Annotated in this window: 16 protein-coding genes; 3 read left to right on the top strand and 13 right to left on the bottom strand. The window is 39.0% G+C overall.

Annotated elements, in window-relative coordinates:
- Positions 1-13: 13 nt before the first annotated feature.
- Positions 14-847, bottom strand: a complete 834-nt coding sequence (locus ACFVSW_RS27190; protein ID WP_387319761.1) for an SDR family oxidoreductase — start codon at positions 845-847, stop codon at positions 14-16.
- Positions 848-1,426: 579 nt separating this feature from the next.
- Between ACFVSW_RS27190 and ahpC the strand changes: the two genes are divergently transcribed.
- The 3 genes from ahpC (at position 1,427) to ACFVSW_RS27175 (ending at position 4,686) form a co-directional block, all read left to right on the top strand.
- Complete coding sequence (gene ahpC, locus ACFVSW_RS27185; protein WP_387319754.1) at positions 1,427-1,990, top strand: alkyl hydroperoxide reductase subunit C; 564 nt, start codon at positions 1,427-1,429, stop codon at positions 1,988-1,990.
- Positions 1,991-2,003: 13 nt separating this feature from the next.
- Entirely contained in the window at positions 2,004-3,533 is a 1,530-nt protein-coding gene (gene ahpF, locus ACFVSW_RS27180) for an alkyl hydroperoxide reductase subunit F (RefSeq protein WP_387319753.1), read from the top strand.
- A 145-nt stretch (positions 3,534-3,678) separates the two neighbouring features.
- Complete coding sequence (locus tag ACFVSW_RS27175) at positions 3,679-4,686, top strand: DUF3231 family protein (RefSeq protein WP_387319752.1); 1,008 nt, start codon at positions 3,679-3,681, stop codon at positions 4,684-4,686.
- Between the two features lie 332 nt (positions 4,687-5,018).
- On the opposite strand, the gene ACFVSW_RS27170 is transcribed toward ACFVSW_RS27175, so the two are convergent.
- From ACFVSW_RS27170 to ACFVSW_RS27115, 12 genes are all read right to left on the bottom strand, one after another.
- On the bottom strand, positions 5,019-5,771 hold the full coding sequence (locus ACFVSW_RS27170; RefSeq protein WP_387319751.1) for a CPBP family intramembrane glutamic endopeptidase: 753 nt from the start codon (positions 5,769-5,771) through the stop codon (positions 5,019-5,021).
- A 349-nt stretch (positions 5,772-6,120) separates the two neighbouring features.
- Positions 6,121-9,639 carry a glycosyl hydrolase family 95 catalytic domain-containing protein gene (locus ACFVSW_RS27165; protein ID WP_387319750.1) on the bottom strand — a complete coding sequence of 1,173 codons (3,519 nt, stop codon included), beginning with the start codon at positions 9,637-9,639 and terminating at the stop codon, positions 6,121-6,123.
- Between the two features lie 806 nt (positions 9,640-10,445).
- Complete coding sequence (locus tag ACFVSW_RS27160; protein WP_387319749.1) at positions 10,446-11,309, bottom strand: GNAT family N-acetyltransferase; 864 nt, start codon at positions 11,307-11,309, stop codon at positions 10,446-10,448.
- A 351-nt stretch (positions 11,310-11,660) separates the two neighbouring features.
- Complete coding sequence (rlmH, locus tag ACFVSW_RS27155) at positions 11,661-12,140, bottom strand: 23S rRNA (pseudouridine(1915)-N(3))-methyltransferase RlmH (RefSeq protein WP_387319748.1); 480 nt, start codon at positions 12,138-12,140, stop codon at positions 11,661-11,663.
- Positions 12,141-12,241: 101 nt separating this feature from the next.
- Positions 12,242-12,400 carry a CxxH/CxxC protein gene (locus tag ACFVSW_RS27150; protein WP_024030282.1) on the bottom strand — a complete coding sequence of 53 codons (159 nt, stop codon included), beginning with the start codon at positions 12,398-12,400 and terminating at the stop codon, positions 12,242-12,244.
- 149 nt (positions 12,401-12,549) lie between these two features.
- Positions 12,550-13,782 (bottom strand): S1C family serine protease, encoded by a 1,233-nt coding sequence (locus ACFVSW_RS27145; protein WP_387319747.1) that lies wholly within the window; start codon positions 13,780-13,782, stop codon positions 12,550-12,552.
- 260 nt (positions 13,783-14,042) lie between these two features.
- Positions 14,043-14,837 (bottom strand): MBL fold metallo-hydrolase, encoded by a 795-nt coding sequence (locus tag ACFVSW_RS27140; protein ID WP_024030284.1) that lies wholly within the window; start codon positions 14,835-14,837, stop codon positions 14,043-14,045.
- A gap of 6 nt (positions 14,838-14,843) precedes the next feature.
- Positions 14,844-15,641 (bottom strand): two-component system regulatory protein YycI, encoded by a 798-nt coding sequence (locus ACFVSW_RS27135; protein WP_387319746.1) that lies wholly within the window; start codon positions 15,639-15,641, stop codon positions 14,844-14,846.
- On the bottom strand, positions 15,628-16,950 hold the full coding sequence (locus ACFVSW_RS27130) for a YycH family regulatory protein (protein ID WP_387319745.1): 1,323 nt from the start codon (positions 16,948-16,950) through the stop codon (positions 15,628-15,630). Before ACFVSW_RS27130 ends, ACFVSW_RS27135 begins: the two co-directional genes overlap by 14 nt.
- A complete protein-coding gene (gene walK / locus ACFVSW_RS27125; protein ID WP_387319743.1) occupies positions 16,947-18,773 on the bottom strand; it encodes a cell wall metabolism sensor histidine kinase WalK in 1,827 nt (608 codons plus the stop codon). Before walK ends, ACFVSW_RS27130 begins: the two co-directional genes overlap by 4 nt.
- Before the next feature lie 7 nt (positions 18,774-18,780).
- On the bottom strand, positions 18,781-19,491 hold the full coding sequence (yycF, locus tag ACFVSW_RS27120) for a response regulator YycF (RefSeq protein WP_024030288.1): 711 nt from the start codon (positions 19,489-19,491) through the stop codon (positions 18,781-18,783).
- A 215-nt stretch (positions 19,492-19,706) separates the two neighbouring features.
- Positions 19,707-21,155, bottom strand: coding sequence for a peptidoglycan DD-metalloendopeptidase family protein (locus ACFVSW_RS27115; protein WP_387319742.1), 1,449 nt, complete (start codon positions 21,153-21,155; stop codon positions 19,707-19,709).
- Positions 21,156-21,631: the final 476 nt, after the last annotated feature.

Below are 21,631 nucleotides of genomic sequence, written 5' to 3'. Positions count from 1 at the left end.
TTGTCCCTATTTGTTATAAAAGCGATTGCGCTCCGTCAATATAAATTTCGCTTCCTGTAATATGGCTGGATTGGCTTGAAGCCAAAAATAGGACCAGGTCGGCCACTTGTTCAGGTTTTCCAGGTCGATCTTCCAACGGCTGGTCTCCTTCCGGATATTTGATGGGGACTTGCACCTTTTTTAATTTCTCATTTTCTCTCCAAGTGTTTTCACCAATATTTGTATCAATGGCACCTGGGCAAATAATATTCACTCGAATACGATAATGTGCGAGCTCGAGCGCTGCCATTTTACCGAAGCCCATCTGGCCAATTTTCGATGTACTATATGCAGACATTCCAATGTTTTTATATATCCTGTTTCCATTAATTGAACTCGTGATAATAACGCTGCCACCTTTTGACTTCAAATGTGGAATGGCATATTTAACTGTTAAAAAGGTACTTGTTAAGTTATTGGAAATCGTCAAGTTCCAATCCTTCGGCTCCATATCTTCAATTGGGGTAACCTCTCCATTAATTCCCGCATTAGCGAAGACAACATCCAGCCTTCCCCATTGATCCATAGTTTTTTGATAACAGTTCTCTACTTCCGCAGGTTGAGAAACATTAGCTTCCAAGACAAGTGCTTCACTGCCGATTGCTTCAATTTGTTTTTTAACCTCCTCCACATTTTCTTTATGCAAATCAACTAAAGCAATTTTCCCTCCATTTTTGGCAAGCCTTATCGCCGCAGCCCTGCCTATTCCCGAGCCCGCCCCTGTCACAAAAGCAACTTGATTTTGAAGTAGTTTTTCCACCTTAAACGCCTCCCGAAAATGATGGTTAATGATTATTACTATACCCATCATCAAGGTTTTAAAGCGGGGAAATTCATTTGGGGACGCGGTGTCAGGCACCACATACCTTCTTGAGGGAATGGGATTATAAGAATCCAAATGGCCATTTCACTTCCAAAGAAACATATTAAAAGAACTGTGCCTAGTCACCCCTCGAATAATATCAATGAAATCGACAAAATACGGGTGGTGACAGCGGCACTTATTTCAAATATTTTTCATTTACTTCCCTAATTCTCAATTACACAATTGATATTGGGTTAGGTCTATACGTTCTTAAGAGGATCGGGATGAATCCATTGCTTGCCATTGTTTATTCAATTCCACCAATCATTCAATGTTTATGCCAGCTGCCAACATTATTTGCAAATGCCTGTTAAAATAAAGGTACATCCCTTATAATAATATTAACGTTATAATATCTATTATTTAATTAAAATAATTATTATATTTTATTTGACAAAAATAATAATAGATGTATATAATAACTAGTATAACTTAATAATAATTATAGATAAGCTGAATAAACTGGTATACACCGGACAAGCTATCTATGAAAATTAAACATCTTAGGAGGAATTTTTTATTATGTCACTAATTGGAAAAGAAGTACAACCATTCAAAGCACAAGCGTACAGAAATGGCGAATTTTTGGAAGTTTCAGATGCAGACTTCAGAGGTCAGTGGAGCGTCGTTTGCTTCTACCCAGCTGACTTTACATTCGTTTGCCCAACGGAGTTAGAAGATCTTCAAGATCAGTATCCAGCACTGCAAGAACTGGGAGTTGAAGTATTCTCTGTTTCTCGTGATTCTCATTTTACACATAAAGCATGGCACGATTCATCCGAAGCAATTGGTAAAATTACTTATACTATGATTGGTGATCCTGCACATGTCCTTTCCCGTAACTTTGATGTATTAATTGAAGAAGAAGGTGCCGCTGACCGTGGTACATTTATCATTGATCCAGATGGCATTATCCAAGCAGTTGAAATTAACGCTGGCGGCATTGGACGTGATGCTAGCACACTTATTAACAAAATTAAAGCAGCACAATACGTGCGTAACAATCCAGGTGAGGTTTGCCCTGCAAAATGGAAAGAAGGCTCTGCAACACTTAAGCCAAGCCTTGATCTTGTAGGAAAAATTTAAGGAGCACAATCAAATGATACTAGATGCAGATATAAAAGCACAATTAGCCCAATATCTTCAATTGATGGAGGGCGATGTCCTGCTTAAAGTCAGCGCAGGTTCTGATGACGTTTCTCGTGACATGGTGGCTCTAGTGGATGAATTAGCCACCATGTCATCCAATATTAAGGTTGAACATGCACAATTACAGAAGACACCGAGCTTTAGTGTAAATCGTATCGGGGAAGACACTGGGGTAACTTTTGCTGGTGTTCCGCTTGGTCACGAATTTACTTCTTTAGTGTTGGCTCTTTTGCAGGCAAGCGGAAGAGCTCCGAAGGTTGAACAAAAGGTCATTGATCAAATTAAAAACATTAAAGGTGAATATCACTTTGAATCTTACATCAGCTTGAGCTGCCATAACTGTCCTGATGTTGTCCAAGCGCTAAACTTGATGAGCATTCTTAATCCTGGCATTACTCATACCATGATTGATGGGGCGGCTTTTAAAGAAGAAGTAGAGAGCAAGAACATCATGGCAGTACCCACGGTGTTCCTAGATGGGGATTCTTTTGGCAGCGGCCGGATGTCACTTGAGGAAATTCTCGCAAAAGTCGGCAGTGCTCCGGATTCTTCAGAGTTTGCTGATAAGGATCCATTTGATGTCCTTGTGGTTGGCGGCGGGCCAGCGGGTGCAAGTGCGGCCATCTATGCAGCACGTAAAGGCATTCGTACAGGCATCGTGGCTGATCGCTTTGGCGGTCAGATTATGGATACTCTCGGCATCGAGAACTTTATTAGCGTAAAGCAAACAGAGGGTCCAAAACTTGCAGCAAGCCTTGAAGAACATGTAAAAGAATACGATGTTGATGTCATGAATTTGCAGCGTGCCAAACGTTTAGAAAAGAAGGATCTCATCGAAATTGAATTGGAAAACGGCGCTGTTCTAAAAAGCAAAACCGTCATCCTTTCAACAGGTGCCCGCTGGCGCAATGTCGGCGTCCCTGGCGAAGCAGAGTTTAAGAACAAAGGCGTAGCCTACTGTCCTCACTGTGACGGTCCGCTATTTACAGGAAAGCACGTAGCTGTTATTGGCGGAGGTAATTCCGGTATTGAGGCAGCTATTGACCTAGCAGGCATTGTGAAGCATGTAACGGTTATTGAATTTGCCCCAGAATTGAAAGCTGATTCTGTATTGCAAGATCGCCTTTATAGCCTTCCAAATGTAACGGTCATCAAGAATGCTCAAACAAAAGAAATTACCGGTACCGACAAAGTAAACGGTATTACCTACATTAACCGTGAAACAGGAGCAGAGCATCATATTGAATTACAAGGTGTATTTGTTCAGATTGGTCTTGTACCAAATACCGATTGGTTAGACAAAGCGATTGAACGCACAAGAATGGGTGAAATCGTGATCGATAAGCATGGGGCTACCACCATCCCTGGAGTGTTTGCTGCAGGTGACTGTACCGATAGCGCCTATAAGCAAATCATTATTTCAATGGGTTCAGGTGCTACTGCAGCCTTAGGTGCATTCGATTATCTAATCCGAAATTAAGAAACGAACAAAGGAATCTACAAACGTTGGTGCAAGGGGCTTCCCACAAAGGTGGGAAGCCCCTTTATCATTATTCTAAATTACTTATAGCTATTGTAATAAATTTCGATTTAAGAGTGATATTAATTAGAAAGGAGTGATTAAAATGAGTCAGACTAAAAACAATAAGCCCTTCATAGAATTAACAGCAAACGAAGTATCTAGCCTATGGTCTTCCTATTTAAAGAGCAGTATGGAACAAAGACTTTTTGAATATTTTTTTGCAAGCACAGAAGATAGTGCTATAAAACAAGTGGTAGAAAAGATGTTAAATCACGCTAAAAAGAACATTAATGAACTCAAGGAGATATTTATCAAAGAGAATCTTACTATTCCCCATGGTTTTACGGAAGAAGACGTAAGGATTGACGCTCTCAAAGTATTTTCCGATACATTTATTTTGTATTTTTGTTTTGATCTAACACACCTTTCGATGAGTACATATCCAGTTGCATTATCAGATTGCACCAGAAACGATATACGAGATCATTTTCAAGTAAACATTGCATTTTCCGTAGAAATCCAGAATGAAATCGTAGATTTAATGGGATCCCTTGGAGTATATTTGAAACCTCCACAAGTAGCGATAGATAGTGATGTAGAATTTGCTGATACCATGATATATTTCAATGGTTTTTTTGGTGGTTCAAGACCTCTTAATGTTGCTGAAATTGCTAATCTAACCAGAATTGTTCATAGAGCACAGTTTTCAAAAATGGTTTTTGTCACCTTTAGTAAATTAGCCAAAGCAAAGGAGGTAAAACAACATTTTAGTAAAGGAAGAGATGGAATCGAAAAAGTATTAGATTCACTTCAAGAAGTTCTTGAAAAAGAAAATATCCCGATATCAGCATCAGGAGACTATACATTTTCCGATGTAGAGATGTCTCCATTCTCCGATAAGTTAATGCTGTTTTTTGTGAATACTTGTCTTGGAATATTCTGTTTTTCCATGATAAGTCAGTCTATAACTTCCAGTTTAAGAACGGATATAGTTTCTAAATTAGACAAAATATCAGACGATATGAAGAAGTATTATGGACTAGGTTTACTTTTAGCGGTAAAAGAAAAATGGTTTGAACAGCCTCCTCAAGCAGTAGATAGAAAAATTTAGTTAGAGATATTACCTTATGTAAATATACATAACTCAAAACCTCCCCCACTTTTTGTTCGGTTTACTGCATTAAAAAAACAGCTTTATTTTCAGCTGCTTTTTTAAATTATTGGCTGTGTTAAAAGTGAATGTTGATTTCCGTTCCAGGTGCTTCGCTTTCCGCGGGGCGGGCGGTGAGCCTCCTCGGCGAATTCCGCGCCTGCGGGGTCTCACCTGTCCCGCTGCTCCCGCAGGAGTCTCACACCTTCCACTCCAATCAACATTGTGCTCAAAATCTACAATGTTCTTTAACACAGCCAAATGTTTATGAACCAAAGGAAACTAAATTATTTTCAAGACTTTTGTAACAAAAAAGACTTTCTCGTTAAAAATAGCACTAGTAAAAGCGAGCCAAGAACCATTGCGACATCGATCCATTCATAATAAGGTGACATGTCGTTATTAATCGCTACGTTGATTATTTTAGAACTTGAGGTTCCGCCATCGGCACCAAGGTAAAACCATGTAAAATCCCAAAACGAATGAATTCCTGCGACAAACCATAAGGATCGAGTCACGACATAACATATAGCAAAAAATAATCCTGCAAAAAATAGAAAGCACATTCTAGAAATATCGAAATTTCCATCAATCGAATGCCCCAGTGTAAATAAAGCTGCACTAATGACCACAACGAACTTGGATGAATAAGGTAACACGCTTACAAGATAACCACGGAATACTATTTCTTCAGCAAAACCGATATATGCTGTTGAAATCAATAAAATAATAGTTGAAACAATGAGGGCATTCATATCAACAGATAGGTTTTGTATTCTAATTGTACCTGTGCAGTACATTACGCTGAATCGAAGTAATTGATAGACTATTCCTATTAAGCAACCAAAAAGAAAATAACGTAGCCAACCTCTTTTCACTTGTAGACCTAATTGGGACAGTCCGCCTACCCTTAGCCATTTGGATATTAAGTGCATTAAAATAATTGAACACAAGGCAGAAATGCCCCATATTATGTCGTTCTTTTGTATGACAGTAAAGATAATTGTACCCCAAAGAAATAATAATCCTAAAAATCTAAATAACACGAGTTCCCTCCTTAATTTCAAAAAAATATTATGACGGGAAAGTTATTGTCTATTCCATTTTACTTTTTAAAAATGAAAAAAATGCTACACTCCTCCTCAAATAATAAAAATGACAATATCCCTAATTCGAAGGATATTGCCATCAGAGGTATGATATATATTTAACTTTATTACAACCTCATTACTTGTTGATGTATCTCGACATCGCGCGATGAAGGACAAATACTTCGAGCATTGTAGACTAAAAGTATAAGCTAGACAAGATATGTCATCAGAAATGTCTTGACTAACTTATTTTATTTTTTCTTACTTTTTTAGTTTTTTGGAAATATCAAATACTAAATCAAGTCTATTCATTTGGCACTACATAATTATAGATTCGTACTTTATCAATTTTTCCTACGAATTTTTCGCCCCCATCTTGGTTTGCACCTATTCGTAATGGGAGTGTATTTTTTGGAATAGGACTACTAATGTTTACATTCAGGTCCAATTTGCCATTGATGTAAATTTTAACCTTACGTTCACTCATACTGTAGGTTACTTTTACATGGCTCCACTGGCCGGTTGGTAAAGCTATATTTGTCATATTCCCACCGTTCGGTCCAATAAAACGAACCTTTCCGGTTTCTTTTTGTAAGTCCAACATATAACCAGCATCATTACTAACAGGCTTCTTGTCAATTAATCGAGAACCCCAGCCTGATGTAGTATCTTGACCACGATAAACCCACATATCAAAGGTGGCTTCCTCTGTAAGATCAAGGCTATCAGAATCAGGAACATTAATATACCCTGTTCCATCTAATTGGATTGCTTTTCCATCCACACCATCTACTTGGGTTATTCCTCCATGGATTGTACCATTATTAGCGAATTTTGAACCATCTTTAATCCCATCACTTAAATTCTCAAAGTCATAGGATAAAACAAGCTTTTTCTCCTTTTCTTGAACAGAGCTTGATTTTGGGCTTTCCCCTGTTTTATTTACTGCAGTGATTGCATAGGTGTAAGGACCATCGTCTACTGGTGCATCATAATCGGTATAAACTGTTTCCGCTATATCGGTTTTTACTAATTTAAAATCACTTTCGCTCGGAGCTTTTCTATATACAGAATAAGAAGATGCATACTGACTACCAGTCCATTTTAATTGGACAGCTTGATCAGATTCCCGGGTAAGGGTTAATCCATCTGGAACATTCGGCAGCGGCAAATATTCCGGAATATCACTGATAATATAAACAGTGTCTTTGCTTGTATTAAACTCAATCTGGTTATCATTAATCACTGTATATTTAACTGCTTTACCCTTTTGGGTAACAATCTTTGCTCCGTTAATTTTTGGATAGGAGATTTTTGCCTTGTTACCGGCAAGTGACTTAATCTTTATTTCTTTAGCTCTCCAAGCCTTCCAATCAACTCCAATTTCAAAATCTCCACGTGCTCGAAGACCATCGAAGCTGCCATCAGACCATGCGTAAGGAAGCGCTGGCAAAATACTAATTGTACGTTTACCAATCTCTCCTTCATGACTTTGAACGAGCATTTCCGCAATTCCTGCAGTACCCCCAAAATTGCCATCAATTTGGAACGGCGGATGTAAATCAAATAGGTTGCTTGCTGTACTTTGACGCAGTAACTCTACTACATTTTCGTACGCTTTATCACCATCTTTGAACCGTGCAAAGAAATTGATTGTCCAAGCACGGCTCCAACCTGTACCTGCACCGCCATTAGAAAGACGTCTTTCTATTGTTCTCTTGGCTGCTTCATACAATTCCGGCGTTTTATCAGCTGTAATTTGATCTCCGGGATGTAAAGCAAACAGATGAGAAACGTGACGGTGTCCTGGTTCTACTTCTTCATAATCCTCAATCCATTCTTGAATCGTTCCGTAACGTTTGCTGATTTGCAATGGCGGTAATTTTTCCAAAGCGGCTTCCACTTTAGCCTTGAATTCTTTATCGACACCGAGAATCTCACTAGCTGCAATCACCCGGCTAAAAAGGGCATGGATAATTTCAATATCCATCGTTGGAGCATAAGTAAGCTGGCTTGATCTTCCTGAGTCTGGCAGCTTAAAGCTATTCTCCGGAGAATAGGAAGGAGCCGTCACTAACCTTCCCTGACTATCCTCAACAAGAAAGTCTAATACAAACTCCGCAGATCCTTTCATTAACGGGTAAGCAACCTGTTTAAGATATTGTTTGTCCGCATTAAATTCATAATGCTCCCATAATGGTAACGTCATCCATGGACCACCCATTGGGAACATTCCCCATTCAATACCATCATGAACCCCTGTTCTTCCAAACACATCTGTAAGATGATGTACAGTCCATCCATCCGCACCATACATTTTCTTTGCAGTTACACTACCAGGTATCTGTAATGCTTCTAAAAACTTGGATAATGGTTCTATTGTTTCTGTAAGATTTCCAACTTCAGCAGGCCAATAATTCATTTGTAAATTAATGTTCGTATGGAAATCTGAACCCCAAGGGGCATTAAAGTCCTGATTCCAGATCCCTTGTAAATTCGCAGGCAAGACTCCAGGGGAGCGTGAACTACCCATTAATAGATAGCGTCCAAACTGAAAATATTGGGCAATTAATTGTGGATCTACTGCACCATTTTTAACTGCTTCCAACCGTTTGTTTGTAGGTAAATCTGCATTTGGGCTTTTGCCTAAGTTTAGATCTACACGATTAAACATTTTACTGTGGTCATTTACGTGCTTATCCTTTAACCTCTGATATGATTTTTCACTCTGATTTTCTTGAGCCTTTTTTGCTGCATTCGGTAAATATGGATAATATTTCTTCACTGCCTTATCTAAAATTTGCTGGCTTATTTTCCCTGGGTCTTTGCTCCGGTCAAAATCCATGGATTCTAAATCGTAGTCCGTAGCAGCTGTTAAAAGTAATGTAACAGCGTCTGCCTCTTTTATGTTTAATTTTCCATTAGCAGAAGTCACTTCTCCACCCACTGGAAGAGCTAATACTCTTGATTCAAAACGCATATGTTTGCCAAGAGGCCCTTTCGTTTCTTCTTGATCTTTATCAATAATTTGGCCTCGAATAGCAATCTCATTATCTGAAACGCTAATCGATTCAGCATCTTGATTACGTGTAAGGCTCAAATCTGCATTAATTTTTCCCGGCTGGCTGCTCTTCATGCGCACGACAAGAACATCGTCTTCAGCTGAAGTAAAAATCTCTCGAGTATACTGGATTCCATCTTTACTATAAGAGATTTTAACAATCCCTTTTTCCATATCCAGCTCCCGTTTATAATTTTCAACTTCATTGTTTTCTCCTAAATTGATGGATAAATCGCCCAATGTTTGGTAAGAACGAACGCTTTTTGGTGTAGCTAAAATATATTTATCTGCTAATGCCTTGGCTTCACTATTTTTTCCCTCAAGCAACAACTTTCTAATTTCAGGTAAAAACTCCAATGCCTTTTGGTTATTATCATCAACTGGTGCACCTGCCCAAAGACTCTCTTCGTTAAGTTGCAGCTTCTCGACGGATGCACCACCAAAAACCATGGCTCCCAATCTACCATTACCGATTGGAAAAGCCTCTAACCATTCATTTGCAGGACGATCAAACCATAAAATCATATCATTTTCCGTTTTCACATTTTGTATGGAATCAGCTTTAGTGGATTCCACATAGAATCCGCTTATAGGGAACAGTGAAACAAGAAGTAATAAAACGGTTACGATTGAAAGAAATTTCCTTTTATTTATCATATTTCTCTTTTTCCTCCAGCCCTCATAATTTGATTTAGCACCTTCAACTTCAAAGTCAATGTATGCGGTTTCATTTTCTAATAATCTATTTTTGGCGGAAATCATATGCAACTCTCATGATCAAACTCACCTCCTTTAGTAACTAATTGAAATAGAAAAATTGATGATTTTGTAGAATATTTGCCCCAATTGTCGAATGCCGGCATCAAGCGAAAAGAGCGCCATAATTAATGGCACTCTTTTCGTGATCTTGATGAACTATTTTATTGAATTAATTGATATCGATATTTTCAGAATATTTATAATATTATTATCTACTAATTTAACATATTATCAAAAGCAAATCAACATATTTTTTCCGTTTAATTTTGTATTATTATATAATTCTCGATTAAACAAAATAATTCATTCATTTATACGTATAAAATAAAGCCATTCAAAAGTAAATCTATTGAAGTGGCTTTTGAATATTTCGGATTATTTCTTCACTTGCCAAGGCACACCACGAAAACGGTTAAGGGGAGGAAAACAAAAACTATAGTAATAAGAGGTAAATTAAGGCATGGCATTGAATTTAAGGGATTAGACAATATTTCATTAAATTAACTATAAGGGGGAATTTCTCCTTATGGTGGAGGAAAAACTATGGGATTAATAGTATGTATGATTTCCATAATGAAGCTTGCCGAGGCTAATTTTCATTTCCCTTGGGATTTTAGTTTAACAGATACAATAATACCTGCTTTAACTATAGCAAGAAACTGATTTGAATAGTTATTCCTTATCATTAAAAGGTATCACCAGAACAACTAATGGCGATACCTTTAATATCTTGGTCTTAAAAAACCTCATTTACTTATGGTACGGTTCCCCGTGACGGATCGAAATGAAGTTATGTCTACTTAATCGTTTTATGTTTGAGATATCCTAGGAAATCGGGCGAGTGTCGGAAAGCTTCTGTTAGTTGTTGTCCGAATCATCCAATTGCTAGATGTATCTACTGCTACTTTTAGATTTTTAATAGGTTGATCTGGTGTAAAGTGACAGACTACTGTTTTCACATTCTCCGGAGTGATTAGCTCAACAAGTTCCTGTAAATTTACTTTTCTTGGTGAAAGTATGTCATATAGATGCAGCTGATCTCCATCAATTTTAAAAATAGTATAAACATCATCCTGCGGTCGATGGACTAAGTCCCTAAAACCTAATGTATAGTAGAACATCAGCACATGCTCATCGCCTCGCGCGGATAAAATATTTGAGAGAGGCTGAGATTGTTTTTTAATTTCTAGCATCTTATTTGGTGGAACAATGCATTTGTCTAACGGTTCTTCGATAAGCTGGTAGCCTTTTAGGTCTATAACACATTGATTCTCATCATTGGGCATAAATCCACATTTTTGATAGAGAGGTACTGCCTCAGCATCAGCTGCTAAAAAATATAAATCATATAGATGGTCATAATCTGCAAGTACTTTACTTAACAGCTGGTATGCTAATCCTTGTCTTCTATATTCAGGATCAGTCATTACCGTTCCAATCTGGATAGCCTTCTGTATTTTCCCATCAATGATCAGTTCCATTGTATTGAGTGAAACATTAGATATTACTTCATTATTATTAACATAGCTGTAGCATATATAGTTATCATTCCAAAAGCCTTGTTGATACCACTCTTCAAAATCAATACCAAAGGTCTTTTTAGCTAGATTGTTAAATGATAACCGATAGTTATTGTTGTTTTTGTAGTCTTTAATAAACTTATATGCTTTCATTATTTCACCTGAAACCCTCATATTTTATTTGGCTTAATTAAAGCTAACTACACTATATTTTTATTTGCCTTCAACTAGGTAACCTGTATCCAAAAGCACATCATCCAATTGGATTTCTCATATAGGCTAATTATATATATAAATTTATGATAGACGAAAGACTAAATATGTTATTCGGAGAGACATACCACATCTACTACAAAACAAGAACTGAAACAAAAAGTGACTTCAATTTCGAAGTCACTTTTGTTTCAGTTTGATTTATAAACATTTGGCTGTGTTAAAAGTGAATGTTGTGCTCAAAATCAGCAATGTACTTTTACACAGCCTAACATTTAATAAAAACCTCATTTACTTGTGATAAGGTTCACCTCGATTAATCCGATATGCACGGTATATCTGTTCTACCAATATCAGCCTCATTAGCTGATGTGGGAAGGTCATCCGCGAAAACGACAGCTGCTCGTTTGACCGCTTCAACACTTCCTCACTCAAACCCAAAGATCCTCCGATGACAAAGGCAATTTTGCTTTTTCCGTACGTCGCTAGTTTGTCTAACGAATCCGCCAACTCTTCTGATGATGCCAATTTCCCTTGGATGGCTAAGGCAATCACATATGTATCCTGGCTGATTTTGGCTAAAATTCTTTCACCTTCTTTTTGTTTTACCTGCAGCATTTCCAGCTCGCTTAATTCTTCAGGTGCCTTTTCATCCGCAACCTCAATAACCTCTACCTTGGCATACGCCGATAATCGCTTTAAATACTCATCAATGCCAAGACGCAAATATTTTTCTTTTAATTTTCCAACAGTAATAATTGAGATATTCACAATCCACAGCCCTTTTCAACTTGATTACAAACAGCTTACAAACAAGTTGTCCACAGGAGTTATCCACATGTCCACATTTTTTATCCACATCTTGTATGGAATCACTTGTTCGCCACCATATATACAGCCCTATTTTGACAATATTCACAGCTTGTTGATAAGTTATCCCCAGTTATTTTCGTCATTACCGGAAACGTCTGATATTCATCCACAATTGCATCCAATCCAATCTCCACATGTTCCTCACAGCAATAAATCATTTTCTAAACCACCTTCCTGAAAAAGATATACCTTTATCCTATTGTTAACTTCACAACCATTTGTCATTCGACAACATCGAGTACCTCAACCATGATACCACAACAAAAACAGGAGTGTGAATGAATCACCTCCTGTTTGTGCGGGTCACTTATTGTAATTTCTCTGCGGATAAGGTCAATGTTGTTTCTTGTAACTTTCCATCCCGATAAAATTTAACCTTCATTTGCTCGCCTATTTTCTTTGTCTGGTACAAGTGCTTACGAAGATCAATAACATCATTTATCTTTTGTCCGTCCATTTCGACGATCACGTCCAGCTCTTTCAATCCTGCTTGTGAAGCCGGCGAATTCGGTACTACTTGACGGAGAGCCACACCGTAATTCACATTTCGAGGCAGCTTTAACGCCTCTTGCTGATAATAGGCAGGGATTTCAGAAACTGATTTTAAATCGACACCCATATATGGCCGTTTAACAGAACCATAGTGCTCAAGGTCATTAATTATCGGCTTAGCCGAATTAATCGGAATCGATAGGCCGATCCCTTCAACCGCACTCTGGGCAATCTTCATGGAATTAATCCCGATGACTTGCCCTTCCATATTAATTAGCGCACCGCCGCTGTTGCCAGGGTTAATCGCGGCATCCGTTTGCAATACCTCTGACTGCCAATCAATAATGCCATCTTGATTGATATCAACCGGTATCGTCCGCTTTAATCCGGAGATAATCCCCTGTGTTACCGAACCGGAAAATGTGGCCCCAAGCGGATTTCCAATCGCAATCACCGGTTCACCCATCTTTAAAATGTCGGAGTTACCGAATTCAGCTACCTTTTTTACTTCGCCGGCATCAATCTGCAGAACGGCTAAGTCAGTCCAGATATCACTGCCTAGGAGTTTGGCAGGAATTTTCGTTCCATCAGACAAAGTGACTTCGAGCTTGGTCGCACCCTCAACGACATGATGATTCGTTACGACGAATGCCTGATTGCCTTCCTTTTTATAAATAACACCCGAACCCGTTCCGGCTTCCTGCTCAGAGCCGTTTCCATTATCGGACCAAAAGCTGGTAGCCTGGATGTTATTGATGCCAACAACTGCTTCACCTGTTTTATCAACAGCTTTTGTCGTATTAGTGGTTACATCATAAGATACTTGCTTAATGACATTTTGCTGGTTATTATTATTCGTATCCGTTGGTAAGTTTTGTGCCGATTCCATCTTATAAGGGAGGACCCCCTGTTTGGACAAGGTTGGAATGGCCAGGATAACGACAATGGCACCGATTATTGCCCCGACAAAGCTGGCAAGAAAGAAACCACTCTTTTTTCCCTTTTGTTCTCGATAACGCTCCTGTGAATGATCATCATAATAACCCAATCTACACCATTCCTCTCTTCCCGAAAAGGTTGCTACCTACTATTTTGGCTTATAATAACAATTATACTCATTCAACTGTAAATTACTAAAATATTGCTTTTTATTAGCAAAAACTTACGAGTTTGTTCATGTTTTTTTAACAATTGGCTGTGTTAAAAGTGAATGTTGATTTCCGTTCCAGGCGCTTCGCTCAACAATAGCAATTACAGAATCATAAAAAAAAAGCGCCACAGCATAAGGGCGCATCATTTCATTAACATTTATACCGCTGTTAAAATCGTTGGTGTTTTTGGGTCTGTGTCGTAAAGACCGAATTGTTCTCCCACAATTAAGCCCTGGCTCTCGAGGGTTTGTGTCACTGCCATCTTCGCTAAATCCTTCATATTATTATCCAAACTAAGATGGGCAAGATATACCCTCTTGGTTCGGTCTCCAACCACATCGCTCATTGCAATCGCAGCATCCTCATTGGAAACATGGCCGACATCACTGAGAATCCTTCGTTTGATGTTCCAAGGATATCTCCCCATCCGCAGCATTTGCACATCATGATTGGATTCAAAAATATAAACATCGGCATTAGAGATAGTTCCCTTCATCCGGTCGCTTACATAGCCTGTATCGGTAATCAGCACTAGCTTTTTCCCGGATTGATGGAAGACGTAAAACATCGGTTCTGCCGCATCATGCGAAACCCCGAACGATTCAATATCAACAGAACCAAAGCTCTTCACCGTTTCCATATTGAAAACAAACTTTTGCTCAGTCGGAATGACCCCGACCGAACTTTCCATTGCCCGCCACGTTTTTTCATTCGCAAACACTGGCAAATGATATTTACGAGCAAGAATCCCAATCCCTTTAATATGATCACTATGCTCATGCGTGACAAAAATCCCCGATAGCTTACTAATATCACGATCAATCTGCCCGAAAAGCGCCTCCATCTGCTTGCCGCTAAACCCGGCATCCACTAGGAAGGAATGTTCATCAGATTCGACATAGAGGGCGTTCCCTGTACTCCCGCTTGCAAGAATGCTATAACTTAACGCCATGCTGTTTCACTCCACTTTACTATTTTCGTCGCTCTTAAAATCAATAATCTGGCCCTCAAACGCATTCACAAATAAACTTTCCTTATCATTGACGACAAAGCGCCAGGTTGGTGCTAATACTTGAGAGGCAGCCAGTTGAATCAGGGTCGAATAGCCAAGCTCCACCTTGGTAATTTTACTCTTCGGCTTCAACATTCCCTTTTGATGCAAGGTTTCAATTGCCTTTAACGGAAGGAGAATGTCCTCTTTTGCCGTTAGTTTTTCGAACCCCTCCAGATAGGATTGTTGATAAGAAACAATTTGATTATCTGCATTATAAGTGAAAGTAATCATTCCATTAATATTTTGATACAGCGTGAAATTATCATATTGCTGAAAGAAGGTGATGGTATTCTTTTTGTCATCCTTTTCCCAAAACTGATAATGCTCACCGTAAAGGACATTTTCCTTTAAAAAGCCAGAGAGTTCAGCCGGCTCGAACTTTGAACTTAACTGCAATGGCTTCTCAAGTGTTACTTGAAGCTTCGAACCTTGGTCCATAATAGTGGCAGACTGACCTTTTAATTTCGCAAAATCAGCTTTAATAAAGATCTTTGGTTTTGCACTTAAATATTGATCCTTTATCGGTGCCTTTGGCAAATCGTTATATTGAATCTCATCCGCCTTCAGTTTTTCTTCAAACGAGGCCTCATTTGCGACTTCGTATTTATTGGCATCACGGATTTTCATGAATTGAAATAGGAGGTAAACATCCAAGATCAGAAAAGTTATAATAAAAATTGTTTTAATTTTACTCCAATCCATGCTGCAATCCTCCCAGATCGTCCATCGTAATCTGCCCCCATGCTTTATCATAGCGATAGAACCAGGTTGGCTCTAAGAGAATAAGCATATTCTGATCTGAATCCCTTTCCATCCGATAGCCTAATACCATTTCTTCAAGAAGCTCTGGTTTAAAGTTCTTTTGCTTTTGTAAAAATTCCAATGCGGCGTGTCCTGATGGCCGCGATACTTTCTGCATTTCCGTCGTTACTGGCAGCTCCAAGGAAATATTAGGGCGCACATATTTATTAATTGTATCCCTGCCCCAAACCTCTTTGATTTCTGAAAGTCCATTATCATTAAAAACGGGATACCCTTCAATACTGTATAAACGAAAGGTAACGGACCGGCTAAATTCACTTTTTGAAACAAAACGATACGAATCCGTCCATCCCCCGTGCTCATTGACAAAATCAATGCTTCGTTTGACTAAATCGTACGAGTTATCAATAAAATCATCATCTGCCGTCGGATTGACATAAGAAAGCATATTGCTATTGTAATTCACCGTCATTTTGCTAGAACCATTTGTGTATTCTTCACCTTGCGATATCAAACTTTTTTGAACAAAGCTAGGATCACTAAAAAGCGCCTCTTTAAATTCCTCAGAAATAAGGTTAACAGGTACATACTTATAGGTCATCATTTCAGTCGTATTTTCAGGAAGGAAAAGCGTATGTTTATCAGATGTTTTATAGGCAAAGAATGCAGGAAACCGGGCAGCATTTTTATAGAAGTCACGATTAAACGCGCTTAAATTGGCAGCTGTTATATGACTCATATGGACTTGCTGGTTTTCTGTTGAAACAAAGTAAACAATCCCATCCTCCTTTTCCGAGTCCTCGACATTAATAATAATTCGATTAAAGTTAAAGGAGGGCAGCTTCTTTCCTTCCATAGTTAAGACACTGCGGTATAATTCAATTGGGACTTCCCCTGGAAAAACAATTTCCGCATTGCCGCTGTCGTGCGATAATTCTTCTATATTACCCACTTTATCGGTCACATTTTTCACATCGTAAAATGCCCAGCCGCTCAATTCCTTGATTACTTTTTCAAGCTCATCGGTATTATTTGTTCCGTAATGATCACCTTTCACATGGAACAATATTCGGTCAGGGCGAACAATCTTTTGAACCTCCTGTTTTTCACTTACAGTGACTTCTCTCACGATATTACTATTTTCCATGGTGTCGTAATTGGGCTGGTAGGTCCAAAGATTCCATGTTAACAGGGCGCTGACCATGACTAATATCGTTAATATCCATGATTTAATATTTTCGTATCTCATGACCACTCATCCTCTTCAGAACGCTCATACGGTAATGAAAAAGAGATCTTCGTTCCTTTTCCTTCTTGACTTGTTATCCAAATGTTCCCGCCATGGACATTGACCATTTCCTTTGCAATCGCCAGTCCTAGGCCCGTACCGCCTAGTTTCCGTGTTCTCGCTTTATCAACACGATAAAAACGGTCAAAAACTCTGCCAATATTCTCTTTTGGAATCCCAACGCCCTGGTCAGATATGCTGACGATGATTTTATCTTCCTCTTCTTTGATGGAGAACGTAACTTTGCCGCCTTCAGGCGAATACTTTAAGGCGTTGGAAATGATATTGTATAAAACCTGAGTCATTTTATCTTCATCTATTTCCACAAAAATGGCTTGTTCAGGGAGCTTTCGCTTGAAGGTTACATTTTGCTCCTTGGCCATTTCAAAACGGTCAATTATCCGATTATAAAAGTTGACAAAGTTTACCCACTCTTTATTCAGCTTATAATCCGTACTATCCATTTTCGATAATTGCAGGAGGTCATTCACAAGTCGAATCATCCGTTCCGTTTCTGTCCGCGTCACTTCCAAAAAGTTTGGCGCAATTTCCTCATCTTGCCACGCCCCATCAGCAAGTGCCTCTAAATAACTTCTCATCGTGGTTAACGGCGTTCTTAGTTCGTGCGAAACATTGGCGACAAACTCTCTTCTTTCAGCATCAATTTTTTCCTGTTCTGTGATATCATGCAGCACTGCAATCAAACCGTTAACAAAGCCGGTTTCTTTTTGAATGACAGAAAAATTGGCGCGAAGAATATAGCTTTTTGTATTTGTACTATAGTCTAAGATTAACGAGTCCTTCTCCTCTAATAGATCCTCAAAGGAATTGGTATCATCCAAACTCAATAACGACACAATCGGCTGCGAAAGAACTGTTTCACGTGAAACATTCAGCATGTCCGCTGCCGGCTCATTGATTAATATAACTCGGCCTTTTCGGTCAGTAGCAATGACGCCATCGGTCATATACGATATCACTGATGACAGTTTTCTTCGTTCCCCTTCGGTCATGGCCTGTGCTTCTTGAAGCTTCTTCGTCAGGTTGTTAAAGGTGACCGCAAGCGTACCGATTTCATCATTGCCATACACTTTAACCTTTCGGGAAAAGTTCCCTTTTGCCATCGCTAATGCCTGCTTCTTCATATCCGTAATTGGCCTTGTGATGGTTCGGGCCAATAGAATTCCGAGAATAGCCGTAATCGATAAGGCAATCGCCGTTCCGGTCGCAAAGATTCCATTAATCGTTTTCATTTGTTCAAAGACATTTTCGATTTTTGCAACAAGATCGATTGAGCCAATCACTTTTTTACCAGACTTAATCGGGGTAGAGAGGACCCAAATCCGATGTCCTGTTTGCGGGTCAATCTTAATTGCACTTTGGTCCTCTTCTAACACCATCGATTGCTTTATGCGCAGCTCTGTTGTCCTTTGTCCGACCACTCCTTGATTACTTTGTTCAGAAGTCCCGATAATTTTAGAGGACCGGCTTTCAATGACGCGAACTTCAGAAATATCACCTGCATCAAAGTCTCTAAGGATTTTCTTAATATCGTCTTCAAGTGTGGGGTCTTCTGGCGTTCTTTCCTTTTCCATTTCCTCCCGTACATTATAGGCTAGCAAATTAACCCGCTGTTTTAACGATGTCTGGAAATTTGCTCTTAGTGTTTCTTCCAGCTGGCGGACAAAATAAACACCGATAATTTGCATCGCCACTAAAATTAGGAGGACATAGATGATGACAAACTTTACATGTATTGAGCGAAAGAAACCAACCTTTTTCATCAAGAAATTACTCCTGTTCAGGATTCCGCAAGTAATATCCAACCCCGCGGCGAGTGACAATCCAGGTTGGATGACTAGGGCTATCCTCAATTTTTTCGCGCAGGCGTCTAACGGTTACATCCACTGTCCTCACATCGCCGTAATAATCGTAACCCCATACCGTTTGTAAGAGGTGCTCTCGTGTCATTACTTGACCGATATGCTTGGCCAAATAGTAGAGCAGTTCAAACTCCCGGTGTGTCAGTTCAATCGTTTCACCGCGTTTTGAGACGACATAGGCATCAGGATGAATCACAAGCGAACCTATTTCAATTTCATTCGTTTCATTCTCAGCATCAGGCTGGGACAGAATCTGTTGGTGCCGGCGTAAATTGGCTTTAACACGGGCAATCAGTTCCCTTGTGCTAAATGGCTTTGTTACATAATCATCGGCACCCAGTTCAAGACCTAAAACTTTGTCAATTTCAGAATCCTTTGCTGTCAGCATAATAATCGGCATTTCATATTTCTTGCGGATTTCCCGGCAAACTTCCATCCCGTCCCTTTGTGGAAGCATAATGTCTAAGAGAATCAAGTCAGGCTGGATCTCTTCTACCAATTGAAGAGCTTCGTTGCCGTCATAAGCACAATAGACAACGTAACCTTCTTTTTTTAAATTAAACTGCAAAATATCTGCAATTGGTTTTTCATCATCTACAACAAGAATCTTCTTCTCCATACAATTTCTCCTTTAAGTTAAATTATCTATACAATCAATAGCTGCTAAAAGACATACCTATACTATCTTACTTTACCATTTTATTAGCTTTAATTCACCTATAAGTAGCATTTGGCAAGATTGGTATAACATTTTTTTCCTTCTAGATACTAGTAATTCCAAATACGATTAAAAGGAAAAGCCTCTAGTTCCAACTAGAGACTTTTAATTCGGAATTATTTTAGATAAGAAAGCGGGTTGACCAAGCTGCCGTTTTTATACACTTCAAAATGCAAATGGACTCCGGTCGAATCACCTGTTGAACCCATGATCCCAATTTGCGTGCCTTTTGAAACTGTTTGCCCAACTTTTACATTAAGCGATGACATATGGCCATATAAAGTGCGGAAGCCGTTTTGATGGTCGATGATAACTCTATTTCCATAGCCGTTGCCCCATCCGGCAGAAACAACGACGCCATTATCAGCAGCCTTGATCGCTCTGTTGCTTGGTCCGGCAATATCAATTCCTTTGTGCAACTTGCCCCAGCGGTAGCCCATTTGGCTGGAAACATATCCGCCAACAGTAGGCCAGGCAAAGCTGCCTTCACCACGGGAAGGACTTGCCTTTGTTCCTTTGATAACAATATGATTTACTGCCTGCTGCAGGATTTGTTCGCTAGACTTATCCTTCTTAACGGTTACTCCATTTTGTTCTGTAATTGCGTAAGTTACCGAGCGGGATCCGTTTTGACCTTTTTGTTTTTCCTTTGTATCGCCCTTCGGCATTGATGAGTCCTCAACTACTTCATTGGCAAAAGGAATGTCTTCCTTTTGATTTAATTCTTTATCAACGATTACTTCAATATACGGTTTTAGTGCCGTTATATTAATTTCTTGACCAATTTTCAAGAGTGTTTCCTCGGTTATGTCTGGATTTAATGCCAGAATTTCAGCCAACTTCAGACCGTGATCCTCGGCAATCGTTTCGAGAACATCCCCCTCTTGGATGGCATATTTCTTTTCTTCTAATGTACCTTTTTGTAAAAAAGTAACAGCATCCGCAGCCGACATAATTTTGTCTGGGGCTACATTTACAGTTTCAACTGAAACATTTTTCGAAAGATGGACGTCTAATAGACGAGTCTCATTTTCTTGCAATGGCGGCAATGCCGTTTCGGCAGAGTCTTTTCGTGTTTCAAGTTCTGTTAATTGATCCTCAGTGACATATTGCAGCTTGAAATTCTTGATTACTTGTTCGGCTGTTTCTTCATGATCCAAGTAAACAACTGGTGTCCCGTCGATGAGGATTGCAGATGCCTCAGCCTGGATTTGAAAAGAGCTTTGTATATTTTGGACGGCTTCCTGATTATTGGCTTCTGAACGGAAAACCTGCTCAGGGATGTATTCAACCTGAGGGCCAATTTTTAAATTGACGTCCTTGATGGATTGCTTTGCTGTGTCTACTTTTTCAGTAACGAGTTTATCAATTATGTCTTTATCCATGACATTTCCAATGTATGTACCATTAAGATAGACATGATATATGGTTGTTAACTTTGGTGATGTGGCAAATGCAACCGGACCGTTGCTAAAGGCAATAACGGATGCAGCCATAGTTGTAATAACTGCCGTTTTAAGAAATAAAAACCTTTTTGACTTTGAATCTTTATTCGAGAATAACATTTTTTCCTCCTAAACCACGGTAAAACCCTCTTAATCTTGCATTGTAGACTAGTAAAGAATTTTCCAGAATTTTAGACCTTCTTTACTTTATCATAATTTTATTTAAAAAGTTTACTAGTCTCTATAATGTAACAAAACTGTATAATTACTGACATTTTCCTACTTTTCCTGAAATATGTTAGTCATATTTTCATAGTTTTCATTTGGATTTTTTCGAAAAATTAGGGAGGAACTCCTATCATATCAAGGGTTTTACTGGTTCGAGAGTAATAGATTTCCATTATACAAAATGGGACAAATTATGGGTAATTTGTAAAATATATGATGGTTTTATTTCATTTTTGTAACAGCGAAGATTAATATAAGTTTATAAAAAAAAGACTCTGTTAAAAGTGAATGTTGATTTCCGTTCCAGGCGCTTCGCTTTCCGCGGGGCGGGCGGTGAGCCTCCTCGGCGCTAAAGCGCCTGCGGGGTC

The sequence above is a fragment of the Neobacillus sp. NPDC058068 genome (genome assembly GCF_042885335.1).
In the GTDB taxonomy this organism is placed as follows: Bacteria; Bacillota; Bacilli; order Bacillales; family Cytobacillaceae; genus Neobacillus.
The sequence above is the reverse complement of the archived record's forward strand: the minus strand, read 5'-3'. Positions and strand labels throughout refer to the sequence as shown.

Excerpts from the sequence above, each read along its gene's own strand:
- ACFVSW_RS27190 (WP_387319761.1), bottom strand. The coding sequence starts at position 847 with ATGGGTATAGTAATAATCATTAACCATCATTTTCGGGAGGCGTTTAAG.
- ahpC (WP_387319754.1), top strand. The coding sequence starts at position 1,427 with ATGTCACTAATTGGAAAAGAAGTACAACCATTCAAAGCACAAGCGTAC.
- ahpF (WP_387319753.1), top strand. The coding sequence starts at position 2,004 with ATGATACTAGATGCAGATATAAAAGCACAATTAGCCCAATATCTTCAA.
- ACFVSW_RS27175 (WP_387319752.1), top strand. The coding sequence starts at position 3,679 with ATGAGTCAGACTAAAAACAATAAGCCCTTCATAGAATTAACAGCAAAC.
- ACFVSW_RS27165 (WP_387319750.1), bottom strand. The coding sequence starts at position 9,639 with ATGATTTCCGCCAAAAATAGATTATTAGAAAATGAAACCGCATACATT.
- ACFVSW_RS27160 (WP_387319749.1), bottom strand. The coding sequence starts at position 11,309 with ATGAAAGCATATAAGTTTATTAAAGACTACAAAAACAACAATAACTAT.
- ACFVSW_RS27150 (WP_024030282.1), bottom strand. The coding sequence starts at position 12,400 with ATGATTTATTGCTGTGAGGAACATGTGGAGATTGGATTGGATGCAATT.
- ACFVSW_RS27140 (WP_024030284.1), bottom strand. The coding sequence starts at position 14,837 with ATGGCGTTAAGTTATAGCATTCTTGCAAGCGGGAGTACAGGGAACGCC.
- ACFVSW_RS27135 (WP_387319746.1), bottom strand. The coding sequence starts at position 15,641 with ATGGATTGGAGTAAAATTAAAACAATTTTTATTATAACTTTTCTGATC.
- ACFVSW_RS27130 (WP_387319745.1), bottom strand. The coding sequence starts at position 16,950 with ATGAGATACGAAAATATTAAATCATGGATATTAACGATATTAGTCATG.
- walK (WP_387319743.1), bottom strand. The coding sequence starts at position 18,773 with ATGAAAAAGGTTGGTTTCTTTCGCTCAATACATGTAAAGTTTGTCATC.
- yycF (WP_024030288.1), bottom strand. The coding sequence starts at position 19,491 with ATGGAGAAGAAGATTCTTGTTGTAGATGATGAAAAACCAATTGCAGAT.
- ACFVSW_RS27115 (WP_387319742.1), bottom strand. The coding sequence starts at position 21,155 with ATGTTATTCTCGAATAAAGATTCAAAGTCAAAAAGGTTTTTATTTCTT.